Source organism: Ensifer adhaerens, assembly GCF_002940685.1.
GTDB classification, from domain to species: domain Bacteria; phylum Pseudomonadota; class Alphaproteobacteria; order Rhizobiales; family Rhizobiaceae; genus Ensifer; species Ensifer adhaerens_E.
In genome coordinates this window covers 362852-386862 of sequence record NZ_PNFP01000005.1, presented here as the reverse complement: position 1 = coordinate 386862, position 24011 = coordinate 362852, and the positions used below count along the sequence as shown (strand labels likewise).

Annotated in this window: 22 protein-coding genes and 2 pseudogenes; 13 read left to right on the top strand and 11 right to left on the bottom strand. The window is 65.2% G+C overall.

From position 1 onward, the window contains the following. Window positions 1-121: 121 nt before the first annotated feature. The 5 genes from hmgA (at window position 122) to purU (ending at window position 5169) form a co-directional block, all read left to right on the top strand. Complete coding sequence (gene hmgA, locus C1A35_RS12855) at window positions 122-1489, top strand: homogentisate 1,2-dioxygenase (protein ID WP_104664683.1); 1368 nt, start codon at window positions 122-124, stop codon at window positions 1487-1489. Beyond that, entirely contained in the window at window positions 1486-2355 is an 870-nt protein-coding gene (locus C1A35_RS12850; protein ID WP_104664682.1) for an MBL fold metallo-hydrolase, read from the top strand. The genes hmgA and C1A35_RS12850 overlap by 4 nt, the downstream gene beginning before the upstream one ends. Before the next feature lie 56 nt (window positions 2356-2411). Continuing rightward, window positions 2412-3428, top strand: coding sequence for a fumarylacetoacetate hydrolase family protein (locus tag C1A35_RS12845; protein WP_104664681.1), 1017 nt, complete (start codon window positions 2412-2414; stop codon window positions 3426-3428). 19 nt (window positions 3429-3447) lie between these two features. Beyond that, window positions 3448-4086, top strand: a complete 639-nt coding sequence (gene maiA, locus C1A35_RS12840) for a maleylacetoacetate isomerase (protein ID WP_104664680.1) — start codon at window positions 3448-3450, stop codon at window positions 4084-4086. Window positions 4087-4284: 198 nt separating this feature from the next. Then, on the top strand, window positions 4285-5169 hold the full coding sequence (gene purU / locus C1A35_RS12835; RefSeq protein ID WP_065776187.1) for a formyltetrahydrofolate deformylase: 885 nt from the start codon (window positions 4285-4287) through the stop codon (window positions 5167-5169). 99 nt (window positions 5170-5268) lie between these two features. Here the strand turns inward: purU and C1A35_RS12830 are convergent, their stop codons facing one another. The 7 genes and pseudogenes from C1A35_RS12830 to C1A35_RS12805 form a co-directional block, all read right to left on the bottom strand. Then, complete coding sequence (locus tag C1A35_RS12830) at window positions 5269-6450, bottom strand: acetyl-CoA C-acyltransferase (RefSeq protein WP_104664679.1); 1182 nt, start codon at window positions 6448-6450, stop codon at window positions 5269-5271. Window positions 6451-6585: 135 nt separating this feature from the next. After that, window positions 6586-7980, bottom strand: a complete 1395-nt coding sequence (gene lpdA / locus C1A35_RS12825; protein WP_104664678.1) for a dihydrolipoyl dehydrogenase — start codon at window positions 7978-7980, stop codon at window positions 6586-6588. Between the two features lie 7 nt (window positions 7981-7987). Further along, window positions 7988-8857 (bottom strand): annotated as a pseudogene (locus tag C1A35_RS12820) (dihydrolipoamide acetyltransferase family protein); the annotation flags it as partial. Window positions 8858-9015: 158 nt separating this feature from the next. Then, window positions 9016-9286 (bottom strand): annotated as a pseudogene (locus C1A35_RS37335) (biotin/lipoyl-containing protein); the annotation flags it as partial. A 1-nt stretch (window position 9287) separates the two neighbouring features. Beyond that, window positions 9288-10301, bottom strand: a complete 1014-nt coding sequence (locus C1A35_RS12815) for an alpha-ketoacid dehydrogenase subunit beta (RefSeq protein ID WP_104664676.1) — start codon at window positions 10299-10301, stop codon at window positions 9288-9290. 1 nt (window position 10302) lies between these two features. Beyond that, a complete protein-coding gene (locus tag C1A35_RS12810; protein WP_104664675.1) occupies window positions 10303-11535 on the bottom strand; it encodes a 3-methyl-2-oxobutanoate dehydrogenase (2-methylpropanoyl-transferring) subunit alpha in 1233 nt (410 codons plus the stop codon). Between the two features lie 328 nt (window positions 11536-11863). Next, a complete protein-coding gene (locus C1A35_RS12805) occupies window positions 11864-13195 on the bottom strand; it encodes an NAD(P)/FAD-dependent oxidoreductase (protein WP_104664674.1) in 1332 nt (443 codons plus the stop codon). Window positions 13196-13378: 183 nt separating this feature from the next. Here C1A35_RS12805 and C1A35_RS12800 point away from each other — a divergent pair, with 183 nt between their 5' ends. Beyond that, window positions 13379-13774, top strand: a complete 396-nt coding sequence (locus C1A35_RS12800; RefSeq protein ID WP_104664731.1) for a winged helix-turn-helix domain-containing protein — start codon at window positions 13379-13381, stop codon at window positions 13772-13774. Between the two features lie 100 nt (window positions 13775-13874). On the opposite strand, the gene modC is transcribed toward C1A35_RS12800, so the two are convergent. The 3 genes from modC to modA form a co-directional block, all read right to left on the bottom strand. Next, window positions 13875-14948: a molybdenum ABC transporter ATP-binding protein gene (gene modC, locus C1A35_RS12795; protein ID WP_104664673.1), complete on the bottom strand. Its 1074-nt coding sequence runs from the start codon at window positions 14946-14948 to the stop codon at window positions 13875-13877. Then, the gene (gene modB / locus C1A35_RS12790; RefSeq protein WP_104664672.1) at window positions 14945-15646 is read right to left on the bottom strand and encodes a molybdate ABC transporter permease subunit; all 702 of its coding nucleotides are present in this window, start codon (window positions 15644-15646) and stop codon (window positions 14945-14947) included. Before modB ends, modC begins: the two co-directional genes overlap by 4 nt. A 166-nt stretch (window positions 15647-15812) precedes the next feature. Continuing rightward, on the bottom strand, window positions 15813-16604 hold the full coding sequence (gene modA / locus C1A35_RS12785; protein ID WP_104664671.1) for a molybdate ABC transporter substrate-binding protein: 792 nt from the start codon (window positions 16602-16604) through the stop codon (window positions 15813-15815). A gap of 235 nt (window positions 16605-16839) precedes the next feature. Between modA and ung the strand changes: the two genes are divergently transcribed. The 6 genes from ung (at window position 16840) to C1A35_RS12755 (ending at window position 22025) form a co-directional block, all read left to right on the top strand. Beyond that, window positions 16840-17544 carry a uracil-DNA glycosylase gene (ung, locus tag C1A35_RS12780; protein ID WP_104664670.1) on the top strand — a complete coding sequence of 235 codons (705 nt, stop codon included), beginning with the start codon at window positions 16840-16842 and terminating at the stop codon, window positions 17542-17544. 102 nt (window positions 17545-17646) lie between these two features. Next, complete coding sequence (cobF, locus tag C1A35_RS12775; RefSeq protein ID WP_104664669.1) at window positions 17647-18417, top strand: precorrin-6A synthase (deacetylating); 771 nt, start codon at window positions 17647-17649, stop codon at window positions 18415-18417. A gap of 110 nt (window positions 18418-18527) precedes the next feature. After that, window positions 18528-19895 carry a precorrin-3B synthase gene (gene cobG / locus C1A35_RS12770; protein WP_104664730.1) on the top strand — a complete coding sequence of 456 codons (1368 nt, stop codon included), beginning with the start codon at window positions 18528-18530 and terminating at the stop codon, window positions 19893-19895. 2 nt (window positions 19896-19897) lie between these two features. Further along, window positions 19898-20530: a precorrin-8X methylmutase gene (locus tag C1A35_RS12765; protein ID WP_077959631.1), complete on the top strand. Its 633-nt coding sequence runs from the start codon at window positions 19898-19900 to the stop codon at window positions 20528-20530. Then, window positions 20527-21264, top strand: a complete 738-nt coding sequence (locus C1A35_RS12760) for a precorrin-2 C(20)-methyltransferase (protein WP_104664668.1) — start codon at window positions 20527-20529, stop codon at window positions 21262-21264. The genes C1A35_RS12765 and C1A35_RS12760 overlap by 4 nt, the downstream gene beginning before the upstream one ends. Beyond that, window positions 21261-22025, top strand: a complete 765-nt coding sequence (locus tag C1A35_RS12755; protein ID WP_104664667.1) for a precorrin-3B C(17)-methyltransferase — start codon at window positions 21261-21263, stop codon at window positions 22023-22025. The genes C1A35_RS12760 and C1A35_RS12755 overlap by 4 nt, the downstream gene beginning before the upstream one ends. Here the strand turns inward: C1A35_RS12755 and C1A35_RS12750 are convergent. Further along, the gene (locus tag C1A35_RS12750; protein WP_104664729.1) at window positions 22004-22789 is read right to left on the bottom strand and encodes a cobalt-precorrin-6A reductase; all 786 of its coding nucleotides are present in this window, start codon (window positions 22787-22789) and stop codon (window positions 22004-22006) included. The two genes, C1A35_RS12755 and C1A35_RS12750, sit on opposite strands and share 22 nt — an antisense overlap. On the opposite strand from C1A35_RS12750, the gene cbiE reads away from it, so the two are divergent. Beyond that, window positions 22758-23999 (top strand): precorrin-6y C5,15-methyltransferase (decarboxylating) subunit CbiE, encoded by a 1242-nt coding sequence (gene cbiE, locus C1A35_RS12745; RefSeq protein WP_104664666.1) that lies wholly within the window; start codon window positions 22758-22760, stop codon window positions 23997-23999. The genes C1A35_RS12750 and cbiE overlap by 32 nt on opposite strands. Window positions 24000-24011 lie beyond the last annotated feature (12 nt).

Genomic DNA, 24011 nt, shown 5'->3' with positions numbered 1-24011 from the left:
GAAGGTGGCGCTTTCGTCCATCTGGGAAAAGCGCGTTGCCGCGGTATTTGGGATTGCGCCGGACCTTTCCAGAGGTCGCTTCGAAAAGCCGAAGCGGGCGCCATGAGGAGGAGGATCGACGATGCTGGACAAGGCAGAAAAGCAGGCCGAGGTGCCGGTAAAGGCAGGCGAAGCGCTGGGTTACATGCCCGGCTTCGGCAATGATTTCGAGACCGAGAGCCTGCCTGGCGCCCTGCCGCAGGGCCAGAACAGCCCGCAGAAATGCGCCTACGGCCTCTATGCCGAGCAGCTTTCAGGCTCGCCCTTCACCGCGCCGCGCGGCACCAACGAGCGCTCCTGGCTCTACCGCATCCGCCCGAGCGTCCGTCACACCGGCCGCTTCGGCACAATAGACTATCCGCACTGGAAGACGGCGCCGCATGTCGCCGAGCATTCGCTGGCGCTTGGCCAGCTGCGCTGGAACCCGCTGCCGGCGCCGACGGAAAAGCTGAACTTTCTTCAGGGCATCCGCACGATGACGACGGCGGGTGATGCGCCGACGCATTCAGGCATGGCCGCGCACGCCTATGCCTTCAATGCCGACATGGTGGATGACTACTTCTTCAACGCCGACGGCGAACTGCTCATCGTTCCGGAGATGGGCGCCATCCAGGTGTTCACCGAGCTTGGCAAGATGGATGTGGCGCCTTCGGAAATCTGCATCGTGCCGCGCGGCACCATGTTCAAGGTGACGCGGCTCGGCGAGGAGAAGGTCTGGCGCGGTTATATCTGCGAGAACTACGGTGCCAAGTTCACGCTGCCGGACCGCGGTCCGATCGGCGCAAACTGCCTTGCCAATCCGCGCGATTTCAAGACGCCCGTCGCCGCCTTCGAGGAGAAGGAGACGCCCTGCCGCGTGCATGTGAAGTGGTGCGGCGGCTTCCACGTCACCGAGATCGGCCATTCGCCGCTCGACGTGGTTGCCTGGCACGGCAATTACGCGCCCTACAAGTACGACCTGAAAACCTACTCGCCTGTCGGCGCCATCCTCTTTGACCATCCGGATCCGTCGATCTTCACGGTGCTGACGGCCCCCTCGGGCGAGGAGGGCACGGCAAACATCGATTTCGTCATCTTCCCGCCGCGCTGGATGGTGGCCGAACATACCTTCCGGCCGCCCTGGTACCACCGCAACATCATGAGCGAGTTCATGGGGCTGATCTACGGCCGCTACGACGCCAAGGAAGAGGGTTTCGTGCCCGGCGGCATGAGCCTGCACAACATGATGCTGGCGCATGGCCCCGATGCATCGGGCTATGACAAGGCGACAAACAGTGAGTTGAAACCGGTGAAGCTCGACCATACCATGGCCTTCATGTTCGAGACCCGCTTCCCGCAGCAGCTGACCCGCTACGCCGCCGAACTGGAGACGTTGCAGGACAACTACATCGACTGCTGGAGCGATCTCAAGAAGCGGTTCAACGGGACGCCGGAAGGCGATTGGTCTTGAGTTCACGCCTGGTTTTGCTCGGCAGCAAGGGTGGTCCGGCGATCCGGCCGGGCGGCCCGTGGCCGACGTCGTCACTGCTTGAAATCGGCGGCCGTTCGATCGTTATCGACTGCGGCCTCGGCGTTACCCGTGGGGTGACCGACGCCGGCCTGCCGTTGAAGGCCCTCGATCTCATCGTCATCACCCACCTGCATTCGGACCACGTGCTGGAGCTGGGGCCGCTCATCCACACGGCCTGGACCGCAGGGCTTGCGCATCCCGTGCGCGTCTTCGGTCCCGCCGGCACCCACGCCTATTGGCGGGGCTTCCTGCAGTCGATGGCTTTCGACATCGACATTCGTATCGTCGACGAGGGCAGGCCGGACCTGCGCGCGCTGGTCGAGGTCGTCGAATACTCCGAGGGCGAAATCTTCTCGCAGAACGGCCTGACGCTTTCGGCCTTGCGCGTCGACCACCCGCCGGTCACCGACTGTTTTGCGCTGCGCTTCGACCATGCCGAGGGCTCGGTGGTCTTTTCCGCCGATACCGCCTACTTTCCGCCGCTTGCCGATTTCGCCAGGGGCGCGGACATTCTCGTGCACGAGGCGATGCTTGCCGAAGGGGTCGACCGGCTGGTGGCGCGCACCGGCAATGGCGCGCGGCTGAAGGAGCACCTGCTGGCAAGCCACACATTCGCCGAACAGGCGGGGGCGATCGCTGCAGCTGCCGGCGTCGGGCGGCTGGTGCTGCATCACCTGATACCGGCCGACGACCACGAGATATCGGAAGAGCATTGGATTGCGGCGACCCGGAAAAGCTGGACGGGCGCCTTGACGATCGCCGCCGACGGCCTTGTTGTGAAGATAGCGGACGATTCGTCCGTCTAGGCGCGGTTTCCTCCGAAACCGCGTGAAACAATGAAAAGATTGAGAGGGAGGACTGCATGAAACTGGCGACACTCAAGGACAGTACGCGCGACGGAAAGCTCGTGGTCGTCTCCCGTGATCTCACCCGCTGCTCCGAGGTCGGGCACATCGCTCGCACGCTGCAGGCAGCGCTCGACGACTGGGCGCACGCAGGCCCGCGTCTCGCGCGCGTCGCCGAGGGGATCGAGACCGGCTCGCAGCCGACGATCCGTTTCCACGAGCACGACGCCCTGTCGCCGTTGCCGCGCGCTTACCAATGGGCCGATGGTTCGGCCTACGTCAATCACGTCGAGCTGGTGCGCAAGGCCCGCAATGCCGAGATGCCCTCGAGCTTCTGGACCGATCCGCTGATGTACCAGGGCGGCTCCGACAGCTTCATCGCGCCGCGCGATCCTATCCCGCTGGCCGACGAAAGCTTTGGCGTCGACATGGAGGGCGAGGTTGCCGTCGTCGTCGACGACGTGCCGATGGGCGCGACGATCGAAGAAGCACGCGCGGCGATCCAGCTCGTCATGCTCGTCAACGACGTGTCGCTTCGTGGATTGATCCCGGCCGAGCTTGCCAAGGGTTTTGGCTTCTTCCAGTCGAAGCCCTCGTCGGCCTTCTCGCCGGTTGCCGTCTCGCCGGATGAACTGGGCGATGCCTGGGACGGCGGCAAGCTGCACCTGCCGCTCCACGTCGACCTCAACGGCAAGCCCTTCGGCCGCGCCAATGCCGGCATCGACATGACCTTCGACTTCGCGCAACTGGTGGCGCATGCGGCCAAGACCCGGCCGCTTTCCGCCGGCACCATCATCGGCTCCGGCACCGTCTCCAACAAGCTCGACGGCGGACCGGGCAAGCCGGTCGCCGAGGGCGGCGCCGGCTATTCCTGCATCGCGGAACTCCGGATGATCGAGACGATCGTCGGCGGCGCGCCGAAGACACATTTCCTCAGGGTCGGCGATGTCGTGCGCATCGAGATGAAGGACAAGACCGGTCACTCCATCTTCGGCGCGATCGAGCAGACCGTCGAAGCCTACGACAGGGCCTGAAGGCAGAACGGGCAAGGGCATGAGCGAGACCGTCCTTTACGACTACTGGCGTTCGTCGGCGAGCTATCGGGTACGCATTGCGCTCAACAGCCTCGGCGAGAGTTATCGTTCGGTGCCGGTCGACCTGCTCGCCAAGGCGCACAGGCAGCCGGAGCATCTTGCCCGCAACCCGCAAGGGCTTGTGCCTGTTCTCGACATCGATGGCGAGCGCTTCACGCAATCGCTCGCCATCGTCGAATATCTCGCCGAGACCCGGGCGGCTTCCGGTTTCCTGCCGGATGACGCCATTGGGCGCCAACGGGTGCGCATGCTCTCCTATGCGATCGCCATGGACATCCACCCGACCTGCAATCTCGGCGTCGTCTCCTATGTCATGGCGAGTGCCGAGGACGGCGAGGCGGCGCGGCGCAACTGGATGCGCAAGTTTATCGGCGAGGGGCTCTTAGCCTTCGAACGGCTGCTCGATCATCCCGCCACCGGACGCTTCTGCCATGGCGACAGCCCGACGATGGCGGATTTCTGCCTGGTGCCGCAGGTCTACAACGCCCGCCGCTGGGACGTCGATCTTTCGGCCTGCCCTCGGCTTGTGGCGATCGACCAGAACTGCGCCGAGATCGAGGCGTTTGCCCGCGCGCACCCGGATCGCACGCCGCGCTAGCGCCGCCCCGGGCTTTGTGCTCGAACCTCTCTCCAGGTGTCTCCAGAATCGCAGCTGCTTTGCTGAGCCACTCCGCTGGCCGGTTCCGTCAAGCGAATGTCGCGAATGGATCGACGGGGGGACAAAGGCCGCGCTAGTTTTTGTAGGACTGGCCGTATAAGGGGGGCCGGAAAAACCTCTGGAGCGAGAGACCTACCGATGAAAAGCTATGTGCTGAACGTCAGCTGCAAGACCACCCGTGGCATCGTTGCCGCGATCACCGGCTATCTCGCCGAAAAGGGCTGTTACATTTCAGACAGTTCGCAGTTCGACGACCTCGAAACCGGCCTGTTTTTCATGCGGCTCACCTTCATCAGCCAGGAAGGCGCTAAACTCGACGAGCTGAAGGCGGGCTTCGAAGCGGTGGTGAAGCGCTTCGACATGAACGCAGAAATCCGCGACAGCGAAGAGCGCATGAAGGTGCTCTTGATGGTGTCGCGTTTCGGCCATTGCCTCAACGACCTGCTCTATCGCTGGAAGATCGGCGCGCTGCCGATCGACATCGTCGGCGTCGTCTCCAACCACTTCGATTACCAGAAGGTGGTGGTCAACCACGACATCCCCTTCCACTGCATCAAGGTGACGAAGGAGAACAAGCCGAAGGCGGAGGCGCAGCTACTCGAACTCGTTGATCAGACCGGTGCCGAGCTGATCGTGCTTGCCCGCTACATGCAGGTTCTGTCGGATGCGCTCTGCAAGAAGATGTCGGGCCGCATCATCAACATCCACCACTCCTTCCTGCCGTCGTTCAAGGGCGCCAACCCCTACAAGCAGGCCTATGAGCGCGGCGTGAAGCTGATCGGCGCGACCGCGCACTACGTCACCGCCGACCTCGACGAAGGTCCGATCATCGAGCAGGACATCGCCCGCATCACGCACGCCCAGAGCGCGGAAGACTATGTCTCGATCGGCCGCGACGTCGAAAGCCAGGTGCTGGCGCGCGCCGTGCACGCCCATATCCACAACCGCTGCTTCATCAACGGCAACCGCGTCGTCGTCTTCCCGCCGAGCCCGGGTTCCTATGCCTCCGAGCGCATGGGTTGAGGCGCCAGGCAAATCGCATGCTGAAAACGAGAAACGCCGCCGGTTCGACCGGCGGCGTTTTTCGTAGGTTGGACCGCGAGGCGACCGGAACGCACGACGCTACTGCAACAGCTCCAGCCCGACCGCCGTCGCCTCGCCGCCGCCGATGCAGAGCGAGGCAATGCCGCGCTTGACGTTCTTGGCGCGCATGGCATGCAGGAGCGTCACGATGATGCGGGCGCCGGAGGCGCCGATCGGGTGGCCGAGCGCGCAGGCGCCACCATTGATGTTGACGATGTCGTCGGTCAGGCCGAGGTCGCGGATTGCCGCCATCGCCACGACGGCGAAGGCCTCGTTGATCTCGTAGAGCCCGACGCTGCCCTTGTCCCAGGCAAGCTTGGCCAGCAGCTTGTCGATTGCGCCGATCGGCGCTGTCGTGAACCAGGCCGGCTCCTGCGCATGGCCGGCATGGCCCGCGACGATCGCCAGCGGCGTCAGGCCGCGCTTTTCCGCCTCGCTCGCCCGCATCAGGATCAGCGCCGCAGCCCCGTCCGATATCGACGAGGAGTTGGCCGCCGTCACGCTGCCGCCATCGCGGAAGGCGGGTTTGAGCTTCGGGATCTTTGCCGGATCCGATTTGGTCGGCTGTTCGTCGCGCTCAAGGTTGGCGGTCTGGCGCTTGCCGGCGCCGGCGACTGCCACGACTTCCTCGGCAAAGGAACCATCTTCGGCCGCGCGGGTTGCGCGCTCCAGCGAGCGCAAAGCGAAGGCGTCCTGATCGGTGCGCGAGAACTGATAGTGCTCGGCCGTATCCTCGGCATAGGTGCCCATCAGCCGGCCGGAATAGGCGTCTTCAAGGCCGTCGAAGAACATGTGGTCCTTGACCTCGCCATGTCCCAGGCGGAAGCCGCCGCGCGCCTTCGGCAGCAGATAGGGTGCGTTGGTCATCGACTCCATGCCACCGACGGCAAGCACAGACGCACTGCCCGAAAGCAGCGCGTCGTGGCCAAGCATCAGCGCCTTCATGCCGGAGCCGCAGACCTTGGAGATGGTCGTCGACGGCGTTTCCTTGCCAAGCCCTGCGCCAAGGGCCGCCTGGCGCGCCGGGTTCTGGCCGATGCCAGCCGGCAGCACATTGCCCATCAGCACCTCATCGACGGCGTCAAGGCCGGCGCGATCGAGTACGGCCTTCAATGCGATGGCGCCGAGTTCCGGCGCCGTCAGATCCTTGAGGCTGCCCTGAAAGGCGCCCATCGGTGTACGTGCCGCCGAAACGATGACGATCGGGTCAATTCTGCTCATGTCTTTCTCTCCTACGGCAAACGGCAATGGTTGGCGCGAGCGGGTGCCCCGCATGTGTCCTTCTCCCCGTGTGGCGGGGAGAAGGTGGTCGGCAGGCCGGATGAGGGGCACTTTTGCCCCAACCGCCGCGCGGCGTCAGATATGCAGCGCGTGCCCCAGCGCCTTCAGCGCGGACTCCTGGAAGGCTTCCGATTGCGTCGGGTGCGCATGGATCGTACCGGCGATATCTTCGAGCCGCGCGCCCATTTCGATCGCCAGGCCGAAGCTCGCCGAAAGTTCCGAGACGCCATGGCCGACCGCCTGGATGCCGAGCACCAGGTGGTTGTCGGCGCGCGCAACGATACGAACAAAACCGTCTTCGGCAAGCGTCGTCATGGCTCGGCCGTTCGCCTGAAAGGGGAACTGGCCGATCTTGATCTCGATGCCGCTTGCGCGCGCCTCGTCGGGCGACAAGCCCGCGGTGACGATTTCCGGGTCGGTGAAGCAGACGGCCGGAATGCAGCGCTTGTCCCAGTTGCGCTTGTGGCCGGCGACGATCTCCGCCACCATCTCGCCTTGCGCCATCGCGCGGTGCGCCAGCATCGGCTCGCCGGTGACGTCGCCGATCGCGTAGATGCCGCGCATCGAGGTGCGGCACTGGTCGTCGATGCGGATGAAGCGGCCGGTGCGGTCGAGGTCGATTTCTTCGAGGCCAAAGCCTTCGGTCACCGGCTTGCGGCCGACGGTGACAAGCACCTTTTCGGCGGCGACATCGATGGCGCGGCCGTTGTGTTCGGCTTGCAGGCTGCCGGTTTCGGCGGAGTAGCTCTTGGCGACCGTCCGGGTGAAGACCTCGATGCCGAGTTCGCCGAGGCGCTTGCCGATCGGTTTCGTCAGGTCGGCATCATAGAGCGGCAGAATGCGGGGCTGAGCTTCGAGTACGGTCACGTGGCTGCCGAGCTTGGCGAAAGCGGTGCCGAGTTCGAGACCGATGTAACCGCCGCCGATGACGGCGAGGCTCTTCGGCACGCTTTTCAGCGACAGGGCCTCGGTCGAGGAAATGATCGACCCGCCGAAGGGCAGGTCCGGCAGTTCGACCGGCGCCGAGCCGGTCGCAATAACGATCGCTTCGGCGCGGATGCGCTGCAGCCCGGTTTCGGTCTCGACGTCGACGGTCTTGCCGTCGACGAAACGGGCGGTTCCGATCACCGCCTTGACGCCGGCCTTCTTCAAAAGGCCGGTGACGCCGCCGTTCAGCCGGCCGACGATACCGTCCTTCCAGGCAATCGTGCGGGCGAGATCAACAGTCGGGTTGGCGAGCGACAGGCCGAGCGGGCTGCGGCCGGAAGCGGCAGCACGCAGCTTGTGGAACTCCTCCGCCGCATGGATCAGCGCCTTCGAAGGTATGCAGCCGACATTGAGGCAGGTGCCGCCGGCCTTGGCTTTTTCGACGATGACGGTGTCGATGCCGAGCTGGCCGGCGCGGATGGCGCAGATGTAGCCGCCGGGGCCTGCGCCGATGACGAGCAGCTTGCAGGAAATTTCCTTCATGATCGCCTCACGCCTCCACGAAAATAAGCGCCGGCGTTTCGAGCAGGGTCTTCAGCCGCTGCACGAATACGGCCGCATCCCAGCCGTCGATGACGCGGTGATCGAAGCTCGACGACAGGTTCATGATCTTGCGCGGCACGAACTGCGTGCCGTCCCAGACCGGTCGGAAGGCCAGCTTGTTGACGCCGATGATCGCCACCTCCGGATGGTTGATAACAGGCGTGGAGACGATGCCACCGAGGGCGCCGAGCGACGAAATCGTGATCGTTGAGCCCGTGAGCTCGTCGCGGGTGGCGGTGCCGGTGCGGGCAGCTTCCGCCAGGCGATTGAGCTCGTTGGCGCAATCCCAGATGCCGCGCGCTTCGGCATGGCGCACGACTGGAACTGTAAGACCGGCCGGCGTCTGCGTCGCAATGCCGATATGGACGGCGTGATGGCGGCTGATGATGCCGGCGCCGTCGTCGAACGTGGCATTGACGGCAGGCTGATCGGCAATGGTGCGCACCAGCGCGCGCATCAGATAAGGCAGGATGGTCAGCTTCGGTTGATCGGGCTTGCGGTCGCGGTTCATGGTCGTCCGCAGGTCCTCGAGCGCGGTCATGTCGACCTCTTCCACATAGGTGATGTGGGGAATGCGCGAGGTCGAAAGCGACATCTTTTCGGCGATGCGGCGGCGAAGGCCGGTCACCTTGATCTCGTCGACGGCGGTCTTGCGCTGCAGACCTGCCGGCGCCAGCGCCGGCTGGGCGCCGCGGGCGATGAACTGGTCGAGGTCGTCATGGGTGATGCGGCCGGCCGGGCCGGTGCCGGTCACCTGGCGCAGATCGACGCCGCTTTCCTTGGCGCGCAGGCGCACGGCCGGTGAGGCCAGCGCCTTTTTCAGGCGTTCGCCCAGCTGGTGCACGCCGTTGGCGTGGGCGCCGTTCGTGGCCGGTGCCTTCACCTCGACCTTCGCGGGCTGGGTCGCCTTGGCGACCGGCGCGGGCGCCTCAGCCTTCACTGCGGGCTTTTCTTCCGCCTTGGCAGCCGGCTTTTCTTCCGCGGGAGCGGCCGCTCCGCTTTCGCCAGCGATTTCGATGCGCACCAATGGCGCCTTCACCGCAACGGTGTCACCTACTTCAGCGCCGAGCCAGAGCACGGTGCCGGTGACGGGCGAGGGGATTTCGACGGTCGCCTTGTCGGTCATCACGGCGGCGAGCACCATGTCCTCGCGCACGGGGTCACCGGGCTTCACGTGCCATTCGACGAGTTCGGCCTCGGCCACGCCTTCGCCGACATCGGGCATCTTGATTACGAATTCGCCCATCTCAGGCCTCCATCACTTCGACGAGCGCGCGTCTGACGCGCGCGGGGCCGGGGAAATAGTCCCATTCCTGGGCGTGCGGGTAGGGCGTGTCCCAGCCGGCGACGCGCACGACGGGCGCTTCGAGATGGTAGAAGCAGTGCTCCTGCACGAGAGACGCCACTTCGCCGCCGAAGCCCGACGTCAGCGTCGCTTCATGCACGACGACACAGCGGCCGGTCTTTTCGACCGACTTGACGATCGTGTCGAGGTCCAGCGGCAGCAGACTGCGCAGGTCGATGACCTCGGCGTCGATGCCGGTTTCCTCGGCCGCTGCCAGCGCCACATGCACCATGGTGCCATAGGCAACGACGGTGACGGCGGAACCCTGCCGGCGGACTTCCGCCTTGCCGATCGGGACGGTGTAATGGCCTTCCGGCACCTCGCCGAGATCGTGTTTCGACCAGGGGATGACGGGCCGGTCATGGTGGCCGTCGAAGGGGCCGTTGTAGAGCCGCTTCGGCTCCAGGAACATCACCGGATCCGGATCCTCGATCGAGGCGATCAAGAGGCCCTTGGCGTCATAGGGGTTGGAGGGCACGACCACTTTCAGGCCGCAGACATGGGTGAACAGCGCTTCCGGGCTCTGGCTGTGCGTCTGGCCGCCGAAGATGCCGCCGCCGGTCGGCATGCGCAGGACGATCGGGCAGGTGAAGTCGCCGTTGGAGCGGTAGCGGATGCGGGCGGCTTCCTGGGTGATCTGGTCGTAGGCCGGGTACATGTAGTCGGCGAACTGAATCTCGACGCAGGGCTTCAGCCCGTAGGCGGCCATGCCGATCGCGGTGCCGACGATGCCGCTCTCGCTGATCGGCGCGTCGAAACAGCGGGTCTTGCCGTACTTCGCCTGCAGTCCCTGCGTACAGCGGAAGACGCCGCCGAAATAGCCGACGTCCTCGCCGAAGACGACGACATTGTCGTCGCGCTCCATGGACACGTCCATGGCGCTGCGCACGGCTTCGATCATTGTCATTCTGGCCATATCAGTATCCTGCCTTCTGCCGCTGGCGGCGAATGTGCGGCGGCATCTCGGCATAGACGCCCTCGAAGATATCGCGCACCGAGGGCTTGCCGCCGGCATGCAGCGTGCCGTGTCCTTCGGCCTGTTTCTGGGCCTGGATCACCTCGTCCACGATCTCGGCTTCCGCCTGGGCGTGGCGCTCTTCCGACCAGGCGCCGCGCAGGATGAGGTGCTTCTTCAACCGAAGGACCGGATCGCCGAGCGGCCAGGCCTCGGATTCCGTCTTCGGGCGGTAGGCGCTCGGGTCATCGGACGTCGAGTGAGCGCCGACGCGGTAGGTGACGTATTCGATCAGCGTCGGGCCAAGATTGCGGCGCGCGCGCTCGGCCGCCCATTTGGCGACGGCGTAGACGGCGAGATAGTCGTTGCCGTCGACGCGCAGCGCCGGAATGCCGAAGCCGAGGCCGCGGGCGGCAAAGGTGCCGGAGCCGCCGCGGGCAATGCCCTGGAAGGTGGAGATCGCCCACTGATTGTTGACGATGTTGAGAATGACTGGCGCCTTGTAGGTGGAGGCAAAGACGAGCGCCGAGTGGAAATCCGATTCCGCCGTCGAGCCGTCACCGATCCAGGCGGCGGCGATCTTGGTGTCGCGCTTGATGGCCGACGCCATTGCCCAGCCGACCGCCTGCACATATTGGGTCGCGAGGTTGCCGGAGATGGTGAAGAAGCCATGCTCCTTGGAGGAATACATGATCGGCAGTTGCCGGCCGCGCAGCGGGTCGCTCTCGTTCGAGAAGATCTGGTTCATCATCTCGACCATCGGATAACCGTCGGCGATGAGCAGGCCCGCCTGGCGATAGGTCGGGAAGTTCATGTCGCCCTTCACCAGCGCCTTGCGGAAGGCGCAGCTGACGGCTTCTTCGCCGAGATGCTGCATGTAGAAGGAGGTCTTGCCCTGGCGCTGGGCCATGACCATGCGCGCATCGAAGGCGCGCAGCAGCATCATGTGCCGGAGGCCTGAGAGCAGTTCGTCATCCGAGAGCAGCCCGGCCCAGGGGCCGACCGCCTCGCCGTCGCGGTTCAAGACCCGGATGATGGAATAGGCGAGATCGCGCATCTCTTCCGGCGCGACGTCCACGTCCGGCCGCGGCACGGAGCCGGCCTTCGGAATCTTGACGTTGGAGAAATCCGGCTGGCCGCCGGGCCGAACGGCGGGTTCGGGGACATGCAGGCTAAGTCGATCGAGATCGCTCATGCGGTTTCCGGCCTCCTCCGGAGTGCACAGTGCACCAAATCGTGAAGCGGGAGAACCAGGACCGAACTATGCCAAGGCGTGCGATAAGACCCACAAGGCTCCTCTGCCAAGGTCTACGCACACTCCTCCAAAGCCCCGCTCTCCCGACGGGAATGCTCTCAGACTGCCATGAGTTCCGGGGCTTATGAAGGTCTTTCAGCGCGCCGAGGCGGGTTCGAGCGAAGAAAGATAGAATCCTGCCGGGAGTGCGCTCACGCGTTGTGTCGCGCATGGTCTTGCCGGTCGCGGCTTGTAATTTTCTTTCGCGACCGGTGCACAGCCGCGGCGCTCAGACTGGCGGCGCGATGGTGATCGGCGTGCCGTCGAGGAAGCGGGAGAGGCGGAACGGGGTCGGGTCGACGATCGGCTTCGCGCCGGTCACGAGATCGGCGACAAGATGACCGGCGCCCGGCCCGATGCCGAAACCGTGGCCGGAAAAGCCCGTTGCGATGGTAAGGCCGGGGACGTCTTCTGCCGCTGAAATCACCGGAACGGCGTCGGGCGTCACGTCGATCAGGCCGGCCCAGATCTGCTGTACCTTGGTTTCGCGCAGGAACGGGAGGGCGTTTGCCGCGGCGTCGAGCGCCTGCAGGGCGCGGCGCGAATCCGGATTGGGATCGAGCACACGGTGACGCTCGAAGGCGCCGGGACGGTCGAGCGGCACGACGCCGATCTCGAACAGTTCGTTCCAGCTCTGGGCACTGATGCCGATCTGCACAGCTTCGCCCTCCGCCTTTCGCGCCGGCTGGAAGTCGCGGAAGAAGGCGAAGCTGTCGGGCACGATCGCATGCAGGTTGGCGGCACCATCGGCAATCGTGTAGCCGCCATCGAGGCGTTTGCGATAGGCATAGGTCGCAGTTGCGCCCGCCCCATCCGGACCGCCGGAGACCGGTCCGGTTCTCAAGACCGTGTTGCGGACTTTGAGCTGCGGCAGCCTGATGCCGAGCCCTTTGAGGAACAGCCTGGACCAGGCGCCGCCGGCGACGATGACCGTCGATGTCTCGATACGGCCTCTCTCGGTGACGACGGCGGAGATCCGGCCGGCGGCCCTTTCGACGCCGCGCACGGCGCAACCGGTAAGGATACGGGCACCGGCGCGACGGGCCCCGGCAACGATCGCGGGCACGGCCTTTTGCGGTTCGGCCCGGCCGTCGCTTGGCGTGAAGAGCCCGCCTTCGTAGCGGATTGCGGCACCCGGCATCATCGCTTCGGTGATGTCGGAGCCGAGTTGTACGCTATCGACGCCGTAAGGCCTTGCCATGGCAAGCCAGGCATCGCGGTTGGTGACGTCGCGTTCGTTCTCGGAGATATAGAGAATGCCGCTTCGGCGAAAGCCGGTCTCGCCACTGACACGGGCGTCGAGCGTATCCCAGATCTTCAGCGCCTCGATCGCCAGCGGGATTTCGCGCTCGTCGCGGCCCATGACCCGCACCCAGCCCCAGTTGCGGCTCGACTGCTCGGCGCCCGGCATGCCCTTCTCGCAGAGCACGACGTCGATGCCGCGTTCGGCGAGGAAGAGGGCGGCGCTGACGCCGATGATACCGCCGCCGACGATGACGACGTCGGCCCTGGCGGGCAGGGTGGTGTCTGTGGCGATGGGATCGAGCGTCGGACCGGGCATGGAGAGGTACTTTCGGGCAGGGGCGTGTCGCGGTCATCGGTGCATGCCGCCGCCGCGAGATCAAGACCTGCTATCTGGCCATCGATCGAATGCGTGGACCGGCGCAATTTGATCGGGAAACCGGGCGCGTCTCGCCATCGGACGGACTTCCGGTTTTCGCGCCGAGCTTCTATGCTCGCCGGCATGAGTGAGAGCCGCCCCGATCTTCGCCCCGTCCTGCGCATCGATTTCCCGCCCGCCGACCGGCTCGGCCGTGGCAAGATCCTGCTGCTCGAATTGATCCGCGAGACCGGATCGATCTCGGCCGCCGGCCGGGCGATGGACATGTCCTATCGGCGCGCCTGGCTTCTGGTCGATGCCTTGAACCGGATGTTCAGCGAACCTTCGGTCGATACCCAGCGCGGCGGCAAGCAGGGCGGTGGAGCCCTGGTGACGCCGTTCGGCGAGGAGCTTATCCGGCGCTACCGCGAGATGGAGGAGAAGGCGCGGGTTGCCATCGGCGAAGACCTCGCCTGGCTCGAATCCGTTCGGAGCAGCGGACCGTCCGATACGGCCGAGACTGTCTCCAAAAAGGCCTAGAGCATGTCGCGCAAAAGTGCGCAGCGGTTTCGCGATAACGACATGCGCCAAATCAATAACTTAAAGCGCATGGAGCGAATCTGAAAGATCGCGACGCGCTTTAATGGTCGATCGCGACCGACTTGATGATGGCATAGACCGTCTTGCCGGGAACAAGCTGCAGCGTGTCGCGGGAAAAGCGGGTGATGCGGGCGGCAATCGTCGCATCGCCGCAATTCACCCTGACATCGACGCTGCCGTCTTCCTCCGACGTCAAGGTGAGAATGCGCCCTTCGAGCACGTTGAGCGCGCTGATCTCCACCGGTCTCGAGGTCGCCAGCATGACGTCTCGGGCGGCGATGTGCAGGCGAAGCCTGCTGCCGGCTGTCGCGGTAACGCCAGCGATGCGCAGCCGTTCCCGTCCGACCCTGACCGTTGTCAGTTCGTGGGTCGGATCGGTCCCTTCGACCTCGCCCTCCAGCAAAACGCCGGCTTCGCGCCGGCCGGTCGCGAGCGTGGCGGCAGGCGCGCTCAACACTTCGGCGGCCGCACCGGACGCGGTGACGCGGCCGTTTTCGAGCACGACCACGCGCCGCGCCAGCCGCGCCACTTCGCCGACGGAATGGCTGACATAGACGATCGGGATGCGGGCATCGTCGCGCAGCCGTTCGAGATAGGGCAGGATTTCGGCCTTGCGTGCCTCGTCGAGCGCTGCGAGCGGCTCATCCATCAGAAGCAGGCGCGGAGCTGCCAGCAAGGCGCGGCCGATGGCGACGCGCTGCTTTTCGCCGCCAGAAAGGGCCGAAGGGCTGCGCTCAAGCAGATGGCCGATGCCGAGCAGGTCGACGATGCGGGCAAAGTCGCTGCCCGAGCCGCTCTTGCCGGCGAACCAGCGGCCATAGGCGAGGTTGCGGCGCACGCTCAGGTGCGGAAACAGCCGCGCCTCCTGGAAGACATAGCCGAAGCGGCGGCGATGCACCGGCGTGAAGATCCGCCGTTCGCTGTCGGCGATGACGTCCCCATCGAGCAGGACACGACCGCTCTCGGGCTTCAACAGGCCGGCGATGATGTTGATCAGCGATGTCTTGCCCGAACCGGAGCGGCCGAACAGCGCCGTCACGCCGCCATCCGAAGTGAAGGCGGCATCGAGCGAGAAATTGCCAAGCTGATGGCGGGCTTCGACGGTGAGGCTCATTGGGCCGCCACCCGGCGCGCGGCGAAGGTTGCCAGCAGTTCGGAGAAGATGAGCGCCGCCATGGAAATGATGATCGAGATGATCGTCAGCCGCATCGCGCCGGCATCACCGCCCGGCACCTGGGTGAAGGTGTAGATGGCGGCCGAAAGCGTCTGCGTCTCGCCGGGGATATTGGAGACGAAGGTGATGGTCGCGCCGAACTCGCCCATCGCCTTGGCAAAGGCAATGATCATGCCGGCAATGATGCCGGGAATGATCAGCGGAAGGGTGACGGTGGCAAAGACCCAGAGCGGGCTGGCGCCAAGCGTGGTGGCCGCGTCTTCGAGTTTGCGGTCCACCGCTTCGATCGACAGGCGGATGCTGCGCACCATCAAGGGGAAGGCCATGACGGCGCAGGCGAGCGCCGCACCGGTCCAGCGGAAGGAAAAGACGAGGCCGAAATAGTCGGCGAAGAAGGCGCCGAGCGGACCGCGGCGCCCGAAGAGCAGAAGCAGCAAAAAGCCGGTGACGACGGGCGGCAGGATCAGGGGCAGATGGACAAGGCCGTTGAGCAGCGTCTTGCCCCAGAAGCGTCCGCGGGCAAGCAACATGGCGACGACGAGTGCAAAGGGCAGGCTGCAGATCATCGCGACGGTTGCCACGCGCAGGCTCAGAAGGATCGCTGTCCACTCCGCATCGCTCACCGCAAGCCAGTCCAACGGATATCGCTCCCCGATACGAGGCCTTTTGGGATAGGGTTGCCCGCCCATCGCTGCCTCTGACAAATAATCGCGTCGCCCGCGTTTGGGCGCGGGCGACGCAATGATGACGATAGATGCTTCGCCTGCCTCTGGACAGCCGAGATCCAACGTCTTTCGAGACCGGCTACTTCAGAACCGTAAAGCCCTGCTTTTCAAAGAGTTCTGCAGCCTTCGCCGACTTGACGAAGTCGATATAGGCGGCGGCATTCGGGCTCTTGCTCTCGGCCGTGATCGCGATCGGATAGATGATCGGCGGATGGCTTTTTTCCGGGAAGGTACCGACGACCTTCACGCCCGGGTCGGCGGCGGCGTCGGTCTGGTAGACGATGCCGTAGGGCGCTTCGCCGCGCGAAACGAGCAGGAGGGCGGCGCGCACGCTTTCAGCGCCGGCGACCTTCGGTTCCACGGCCTTCCACGCGCCGAGCTTTTCGAGCGCGGCCTTGCCGTACTTGCCGGCCGGAACGGAATCGACCGCACCCATGGCCAGGCGACCGTCACCGAGAATGCCGGCAAGGTCAAAACCCTCCTTGATCTCGACCGGTGCCGCATCCTGCTTGCCGGAAACGAGCACGATGCGGTTGCCGAGCAGGTTTGCGCGGGTGTCGTCCTTGATCAGCTTCTTTTCGGCGAGATAGTCCATCCAGGCGAGATCGGCAGAGATGAAGACATCGGCGGGCGCGCCCTGTTCCACCTGCTTGGCGAGCGCCGAACTTGCCGCGTAGGAAACGGTCGTTTCCTTGCCGCTTTCCTTCTGCCACTCGGCATTGATCGCATCGAGCGCGTTCTTCAGGCTTGCGGCCGCAAACACCGTCACCTTCTCTTCGGCCTGCGCGGATGCCGGCAGGACGTTTGCGCCGGCCCAGGCGAGGCCGAGCGTCAGCACCAGGCCCTTCAGCCAGTCTCTTCTCTTGATCATCGATTTCCCTCCAACGATGCGTGATATCTCTTAGGATACAACGATATCGCCTCCTGATTACCGTTGTATCTGTTGAAATACAATGCTCCTCAAAAGGGCTAGCGTATTACCCCTATGGTTGCGACCGCCCGGCAAAACCGGTGCAGCATTCCTGCGGCGGGCGCGATTGGGCTTGCGATGATGTCCGGGCGGCCTAAATTGCGGCCTCGATCCCCTGACATGGAGCGGACGTGCAATGGAAACGGCAGTGAAGCTTGAAGAAAGCTGGAAGGAAGTGTTGGCGCCAGAGTTCGCCAGCGCCTACATGGCTGACCTCAAGCAGTTCCTCGTGGCCCAGAAGAACGAGGGACGGCAGATTTTCCCTCGCGGGCCCGAGTATTTTCGCGCGCTCGACCTGACGCCGCTCGACAAGGTGCGCGTGGTCATCCTCGGCCAGGATCCCTATCACGGGGACGGCCAGGCGCACGGGCTCTGCTTCAGTGTTCGCCCCGGTGTCCGGACGCCGCCGTCGCTGGTCAACATCTACAAGGAACTGAATACCGATCTCGGCATTCCTCCGGCGCGCCACGGCTTTCTCGAAAGCTGGGCGAAGCAGGGCGTGCTGCTTTTGAACAGCGTGTTGACGGTAGAGCGCGGCAACGCGGCGTCACACCAAGGCCGCGGTTGGGAAAAATTCACGGATGCGATCATCCGTGCGGTCAACGAGGCCGAGCATCCTGTCGTCTTCATGCTCTGGGGCTCCTATGCGCAGAAGAAGGCGGCGTTCGTCGACCGCTCACGCCATCTGGTCCTGAGGGCTCCGCATCCGTCGCCGCTCTCGGCCCATTCCGGCTTTCTCGGCTGCCGGCATTTTTCCCAGGCCAATGCCTTTCTCGAAAGCAAGGGCTTCGATCCGATCGACTGGCGGCTACCGGAAAATCCCGCTGCCGAGGTGAACTAGGGCTGCATTGACGCTGCTGGCGGTCTTGCTGTCGCGCGAGGAGCTTGCGCCCTCGATAGCGATGCGCCTAAGACGCCGGAATAGACAGGCGGAGGCGAGGGCATGCGCAAAATTCTGATCATCGGCATCGGCTCGGGCAATCCGGAACATATGACGGTGCAGGCGATCAATGCGCTGAACCGGGCCGATGTGCTGTTCATCCCGACTAAGGGTGCGAAGAAGACCGAGCTTGCCGAAGTGCGCCGCGACATCTGCGCCCGCTATGTCACGCGCAAGGACAGCCGCACCGTCGAGTTCGCGGTACCGGTGCGTCGTACCGAAGGCGTCAGCTATGACGGCAGCGTCGATGACTGGCACGCCCAGATCGCCGCGATCTACGAAGGACTTTTGTCTAAGGAATTGGGCGAAGAGGGAATTGGCGCGTTTCTCGTCTGGGGCGACCCGATGCTCTATGACAGCACCATTCGCATCGTCGAGCGGGTCAAGGCACGCGGTGAGGTCGCCTTCGACTACGACGTCATTCCCGGGATCACCAGTCTACAGGCGCTTTGCGCCAGCCACCGCATCCCGCTGAACCTCGTCGGCAAGCCGGTGGAGATCACCACCGGCCGCCGGCTGCACGAAAGCTTTCCAGAGAAGAGCCAGACCTCGGTCGTCATGCTCGATGGCGAACAGGCGTTTCAGCGGGTCGAGGATCCGGAGGCGGAGATCTATTGGGGCGCCTATCTCGGCACGCCGGACGAGATCGTCATTTCCGGCCGTCTTGCCGAGGTGAAGGACCGTATCCTCGAAACGCGGGCGGCGGCGCGCGCGAAGATGGGGTGGATCATGGACATCTATCTGCTGCGCAAGGGTGCCGACTTCGACGAGTGACGGCGCGGACCGATCGGCGTCGTGTTTGATCTCACTCAAGGTTTGGGGCTGTGTTATAGCGTCTTAAGAGGCTTCTTCAGGGAGGAGAACCTCAAGCGATGACGGATTTGATGAGCACCTGCGCCCTTCCATCGACCGGAGAAACCGGTGCCGCTGCTTCCATGCGGCGCGGCGCCTGCCCGTCGCTGGCGGCACCGATGCAGACCGGCGACGGCCTGCTCGTCAGGCTCCGGCCAGACGATGACAGCCTGACCATTCCCAAGGTCGCTGCGCTTGCCGCCGCCGCCGAAACCTTCGGCAACGGCATCGTCGAGATCACCGCGCGCGGCAATCTCCAGCTGCGTGGGCTGACCGCGGCGACGGTGCCGGCGCTGGCGCAGGCGATCGGCGAGGCGGAAATCACCATTGCCGAGGGCCTTGCGATCGAGGTGCCGCCCTTGGCCGGCATCGACCCTGACGAGATTGCCGATCCCCGGCCGATCGCCGCTGAGCTTCGTGAAGCCTTGCGCGCGCGTCACCTGCCATTGACGCTCGCTCCCAAGCTTTCCGTCGTCATCGACGGTGGCGGCCGCTTCGGTCTCGGCGCCGTCGTTGCCGACATTCGCCTGCAGGCTGTTTCGACTGTCGAGGGTGCGGCCTGGGTGCTGTCGCTTGGCGGCACGGCAGCGAAGGCATCGATCGTCGGGGCGTTTGCCGGCGACACGGTCGTCCCGGCCTTGGTCACCATTCTCGAAAAACTGGCGGGCCTCGGTACGGCGGCGCGCGGGCGCGATCTGGATGCTGCGGAACTTCGCGCCCTCTGTCGCTGCGACGCAAGCGTCGAACGCCCGGCCGTTCCGACTTCAGCGGCCATACCCGGCATTCACGATCTGGGTGAAGCCGGCACCGTCCTTGGCCTCGGCCTGGCATTTGCTCAGGTGGAGGCTTCCGTGCTGGCGGTTTTCCTCTATCAAATCCAGGAGCTCGGCGCCCATGCGATCCGCCTTGCGCCCGGGCATGCCTTCTTCGCGCTCGGCCTTCGCCACGAGACGGCGACTATGGCGCAGAGCCTGGCGGCAACACACGGCTTTCGCATCGCCGAAGAAGATCCGCGCAACGCGATCGCCACCTGCGCCGGCAGCAAGGGCTGCGCCTCGGCGTGGATGGAAACCAAGGGCATGGCGCAGCGCCTCATCGAGACGGCCCCCGAACTGCTCGACGGATCGCTTGCCGTGCATCTCTCGGGCTGTGCCAAGGGCTGCGCCCGGCCGAGGCCGTCGGAACTGACGCTCGTCGGTGCGCCATCAGGATACGGGCTTGTCGTAAATGGGGCTGCCAATGGCTTGCCAAGCGCCTACACCGATGAGAATGGAATAGGATCCGCACTAACCCGGCTCGGCCGGCTGGTGCGGCAAAACAAAGACGCTGGCGAATCGGCGCAGTCCTGTCTTACACGGCTCGGAGCTGCGCGCGTCTCGGCAGCGTTCGAACAGGGATAGACATGCCTGAGTATGATTACATTCGCGATGGCAACGCCATCTACGAGCGTTCCTTCGCCATCATCCGCGCCGAGGCCGATCTTTCGGGCTTCTCCGAGGAGGAAGCGGATCTTGCGGTGCGCATGGTGCATGCCTGCGGTTCCGTCGAAGCGACAAGGCAGTTCGTCTTTTCTCCCGATTTCGTGAGCTCGGCCCGCGCGGCGTTGAAGGCCGGTGCGCCCATCCTCTGCGACGCCGAGATGGTCGCGCACGGCGTTACCCGCGCCCGGCTGCCGGCCGGCAACGAGGTGATCTGCACGTTGCGCGATCCGCGCACGCCCGCACTTGCCGCCGAGATCGGCAATACCCGCTCTGCCGCAGCACTCAAGCTCTGGAGCGAGCGCCTGGCCGGGTCGGTCGTCGCCATCGGCAACGCGCCGACCGCTTTGTTCTTCCTGCTTGAAATGCTGCGTGACGGCGCGCCGAAGCCGGCGGCGATCCTTGGCATGCCCGTCGGTTTCGTCGGCGCGGCGGAATCGAAGGATGCGCTCGCGGAAAATTCCTACGGCGTTCCCTTCGCCATCGTGCGCGGCCGCCTCGGCGGCAGCGCTATGACGGCGGCGGCTCTCAATTCGCTCGCGAGGCCGGGCCTGTGAGCGGCGGCGGCGTTGGACGCCTGATCGGCGTTGGAACCGGCCCCGGCGATCCGGAGCTCCTGACGGTCAAGGCGGTCAAAGCGCTCGGGCAAGCCGATGTGCTTGCCTATTTCGCCAAGGCCGGGCGCAGCGGCAATGGCCGTGCCGTGGTCGAGGGCCTGCTGAATCCCGGGCTTGTCGAACTGCCGCTCTACTATCCGGTGACGACCGAGATCGACAAGGACGACGGCGCCTACAAGAGCCAGATCACCGATTTCTACAATGCGTCCGCGGAAGCCGTGGCGGCGCATCTGCTCGCCGGCCGCACGGTGGCCGTGCTCAGCGAAGGCGATCCGCTGTTTTACGGCTCCTACATGCACCTGCATGTGCGGCTCGCCAACCGCTTCCCGGTCGAAGTGATTCCGGGCATTACCGCGATGTCCGGCTGCTGGTCGCTTGCCGGCCTGCCGCTGGTGCAGGGCGACGACGTGCTCTCCGTGCTTCCGGGTACCATGGCCGAGGCCGAGCTTGGGCGCCGGCTGAAGGATACAGAGGCGGCCGTCATCATGAAGGTCGGCCGCAACCTGCCGAAGATCCGCCGGGCGCTTGCCGCTTCCGGCCGTCTCGAACAGGCGGTTTATGTCGAGCGCGGCACGATGAAGAATGCGGCAATGACGGCGCTTGCCGAAAAGGCCGACGATGACGCGCCCTATTTCTCGCTGGTGCTCGTGCCCGGCTGGAAGGACAGGCCATGACCGGCACGCTCTATGTCGTCGGCACAGGTCCCGGCAGCGCCAAGCAGATGACGCCGGAAACGGCCGAAGCCGTTCAGGCGGCTGAAGAGTTCTACGGCTATTTTCCCTATCTCGACCGGCTGAACCTGCGTCCTGATCAGGTGCGCGTTGCCTCCGACAACCGCGAGGAGCTCGACCGGGCGCAGGTCGCGCTGACGCGGGCGGCAGCCGGCGTGAAGGTCTGCATGGTCTCGGGCGGCGATCCCGGCGTCTTTGCCATGGCGGCCGCCGTCTGCGAAGCGATCGACAAGGGACCTTCGGAATGGAAGTCGGTCGAACTGGTGATCACGCCGGGCGTGACGGCGATGCTCGCCGTCGCAGCCCGCATCGGCGCGCCACTCGGCCATGATTTCTGCGCGATCTCGCTCTCCGACAACCTGAAGCCCTGGGAGGTCATCACAAGACGTCTGCGGCTGGCAGCGGAAGCGGGGCTGGTGATTGCGCTCTACAATCCGATCAGCAAGGCGCGGCCCTGGCAGCTCGGCGAGGCCTTCGAGATCCTGCGCGGCGTGTTGCCGGCAACTGTTCCGGTCATCTTCGGCCGCGCTGCCGGACGGCCGGACGAGCGTATGACGGTGATGCCGCTCGGCGAAGCCGATGCCAACCGCGCCGACATGGCGACCTGCGTCATCATCGGCTCGGCGGAAACACGCATCGTCGAGCGCGACGGGCAGCCCGATCTCGTCTACACGCCACGCTTCTATGCGGGAGCGAGCCAGTGAGCGATGCGGTCGAGCGCCTCGTCGCAAGTGCCCACCGTCGGCACATCAGCGGGCTTGCGCCGCTCGACCATGATCACCTCGATGCCAAGCCGACGCGCGGCGGCGATCTTGCCGTAGGTGGCGCTGCCGCCGCTGTTCTTGGCGATGATCACGTCGATCTTCCGGCTCGTCAGCAGCGCGGCCTCGTCCGCCTCCTTGAAGGGGCCGGTCGCCAGAATCGCTTCCTGGTCGGGCAGCTTGAGCGGCGGCGTGACCGGATCGACGCTGCGGATGACGTAGCTGTGCTGCGGCGCGACCTCGAAGTGGAAGGCCTCCTGCCGGCCGATGGCGAGGAACACGCGGCGCCGGCGATCGCCAAGCGCGTTCACCGCTTCGACAATACTGTCGACGGGGGTCCAGCGGTCGCCGGGCAAGGGCAGCCATTCCGGTCGGCGAAGCGCCAGCAGCGGAATTCGTGTTCGTTGCGCCGCCTCGGTGGCATTGTGCGAAATGCGCGCGGCAAAGGGATGCGTCGCATCGACCAGCAGCGCAATCCTTTGTTCACGCAGGTAATGCGCCAGTCCATCGACACCGCCGAAACCGCCGATGCGGGTCCTGACCGGCTGCGGTCGTGGGTCGGCGGTGCGGCCGGCAAGCGAGATAACGGTGTCGTAACGGGCATCTTCGGCCAACCGGCTCGCGAGTTCGCGCGCCTCGGTGGTGCCACCCAGGATCAGAATGCGAGGTTTTTCCATGGCTGACGTGTCGAACGGCGAACCCGCCATCGTCTCCCCCTGGCTGACCGTCATCGGTATCGGTGAGGATGGTGTAGCCGGTCTCGGAGACGAGGCCAAGCGGCTGATCGCCGAAGCGCCCGTCGTCTATGGCGGCCATCGTCATCTGGAGCTTGCCGCCTCCCTGATCACGGGCGAAGCGCACAATTGGGAGAGTCCCCTGGAGCGCTCGGTCGTCGAGATCGTCGCGCGCCGCGGCACGCCGGTCGTGGTGCTTGCCTCGGGCGACCCGTTCTTCTTCGGCGTCGGCGTGACGCTGGCGCGCCGGATCGCCTCTGCCGAAATCCGCACGCTGCCGGCGCCGTCGTCGATCAGCCTCGCCGCCTCGCGGCTCGGATGGGCGCTGCAGGATGCAACGCTTGTTTCCGTGCACGGCCGTCCGCTCGATCTCGTCCGGCCGCACCTTCATCCGGGCGCCAAGGTGCTGACGCTGACCTCCGATGGCGCCGGCCCCAGGGACCTTGCCGAGCTCTTGGTTTCAAGCGGCTTCGGTCAGTCGCGGCTGACGGTTCTCGAGGCGCTTGGCGGCGCCGGCGAACGGGTGACGACGCAGATCGCCTCGCGCTTCATGCTCGGCCTTGTGCATCCGCTCAACGTCTGCGCCATCGAAGTGACGGCAGACGAGGGGGCGCGCATCCTGCCGCTGGCAGCCGGCCGCGACGACGCGCTGTTCGAGCACGACGGGCAGATCACCAAGCGCGAGGTGCGCGCGCTGACGTTGTCGGCGCTTGCGCCGCGCAAGGGCGAACTGCTCTGGGATATCGGCGGCGGTTCCGGCTCGATCGGCATCGAATGGATGCTGGCCGACCCGACCATGCAGGCGATCTCCATCGAAGTGTCGCCGGAGCGCGCCGCCCGCATCGGCCATAACGCGACAATGTTCGGCGTTCCCGGGCTGGCGGTGGTCGAAGGCGAAGCGCCGGCGGCCCTTGCCGGCCTGCCGCAGCCGGATGCGATCTTCATCGGCGGTGGTGGCAGCGAAAGGGGCGTGATGGAAGCGGCGATCGCAGCACTCGGGCCCGGCGGGCGTCTGGTTGCCAATGCCGTGACGACCGACATGGAAAGGGTGTTGCTCGATCATCATGCGCGCCTCGGCGGCTCGCTGATCCGCATCGATATCGCCAGGGCCGGACCGGTCGGCGAAATGACCGGCTGGCGGCCAGCCATGCCGGTGACGCAATGGTCCTGGACGAAGATCTAAATTCTTGGAGTA

Bases quoted from the DNA above. Each gene is read 5' to 3' on its own strand.
- purU (WP_065776187.1), top strand. From the start codon at position 4,285: ATGAAAAGCTATGTGCTGAACGTCAGCTGCAAGACCACCCGTGGCATC.
- C1A35_RS12810 (WP_104664675.1), bottom strand. From the start codon at position 11,535: ATGAGCGATCTCGATCGACTTAGCCTGCATGTCCCCGAACCCGCCGTT.
- hmgA (WP_104664683.1), top strand. From the start codon at position 122: ATGCTGGACAAGGCAGAAAAGCAGGCCGAGGTGCCGGTAAAGGCAGGC.
- cobG (WP_104664730.1), top strand. From the start codon at position 18,528: ATGAGCACCTGCGCCCTTCCATCGACCGGAGAAACCGGTGCCGCTGCT.
- cbiE (WP_104664666.1), top strand. From the start codon at position 22,758: ATGGCTGACGTGTCGAACGGCGAACCCGCCATCGTCTCCCCCTGGCTG.
- ung (WP_104664670.1), top strand. From the start codon at position 16,840: ATGGAAACGGCAGTGAAGCTTGAAGAAAGCTGGAAGGAAGTGTTGGCG.
- modA (WP_104664671.1), bottom strand. From the start codon at position 16,604: ATGATCAAGAGAAGAGACTGGCTGAAGGGCCTGGTGCTGACGCTCGGC.
- C1A35_RS12755 (WP_104664667.1), top strand. From the start codon at position 21,261: ATGACCGGCACGCTCTATGTCGTCGGCACAGGTCCCGGCAGCGCCAAG.
- modC (WP_104664673.1), bottom strand. From the start codon at position 14,948: ATGAGCCTCACCGTCGAAGCCCGCCATCAGCTTGGCAATTTCTCGCTC.
- cobF (WP_104664669.1), top strand. From the start codon at position 17,647: ATGCGCAAAATTCTGATCATCGGCATCGGCTCGGGCAATCCGGAACAT.
- C1A35_RS12830 (WP_104664679.1), bottom strand. From the start codon at position 6,450: ATGAGCAGAATTGACCCGATCGTCATCGTTTCGGCGGCACGTACACCG.
- C1A35_RS12805 (WP_104664674.1), bottom strand. From the start codon at position 13,195: ATGCCCGGTCCGACGCTCGATCCCATCGCCACAGACACCACCCTGCCC.
- C1A35_RS12750 (WP_104664729.1), bottom strand. From the start codon at position 22,789: ATGGCGGGTTCGCCGTTCGACACGTCAGCCATGGAAAAACCTCGCATT.
- lpdA (WP_104664678.1), bottom strand. From the start codon at position 7,980: ATGAAGGAAATTTCCTGCAAGCTGCTCGTCATCGGCGCAGGCCCCGGC.
- C1A35_RS12800 (WP_104664731.1), top strand. From the start codon at position 13,379: ATGAGTGAGAGCCGCCCCGATCTTCGCCCCGTCCTGCGCATCGATTTC.
- C1A35_RS12845 (WP_104664681.1), top strand. From the start codon at position 2,412: ATGAAACTGGCGACACTCAAGGACAGTACGCGCGACGGAAAGCTCGTG.
- C1A35_RS12815 (WP_104664676.1), bottom strand. From the start codon at position 10,301: ATGGCCAGAATGACAATGATCGAAGCCGTGCGCAGCGCCATGGACGTG.
- maiA (WP_104664680.1), top strand. From the start codon at position 3,448: ATGAGCGAGACCGTCCTTTACGACTACTGGCGTTCGTCGGCGAGCTAT.
- C1A35_RS12765 (WP_077959631.1), top strand. From the start codon at position 19,898: ATGCCTGAGTATGATTACATTCGCGATGGCAACGCCATCTACGAGCGT.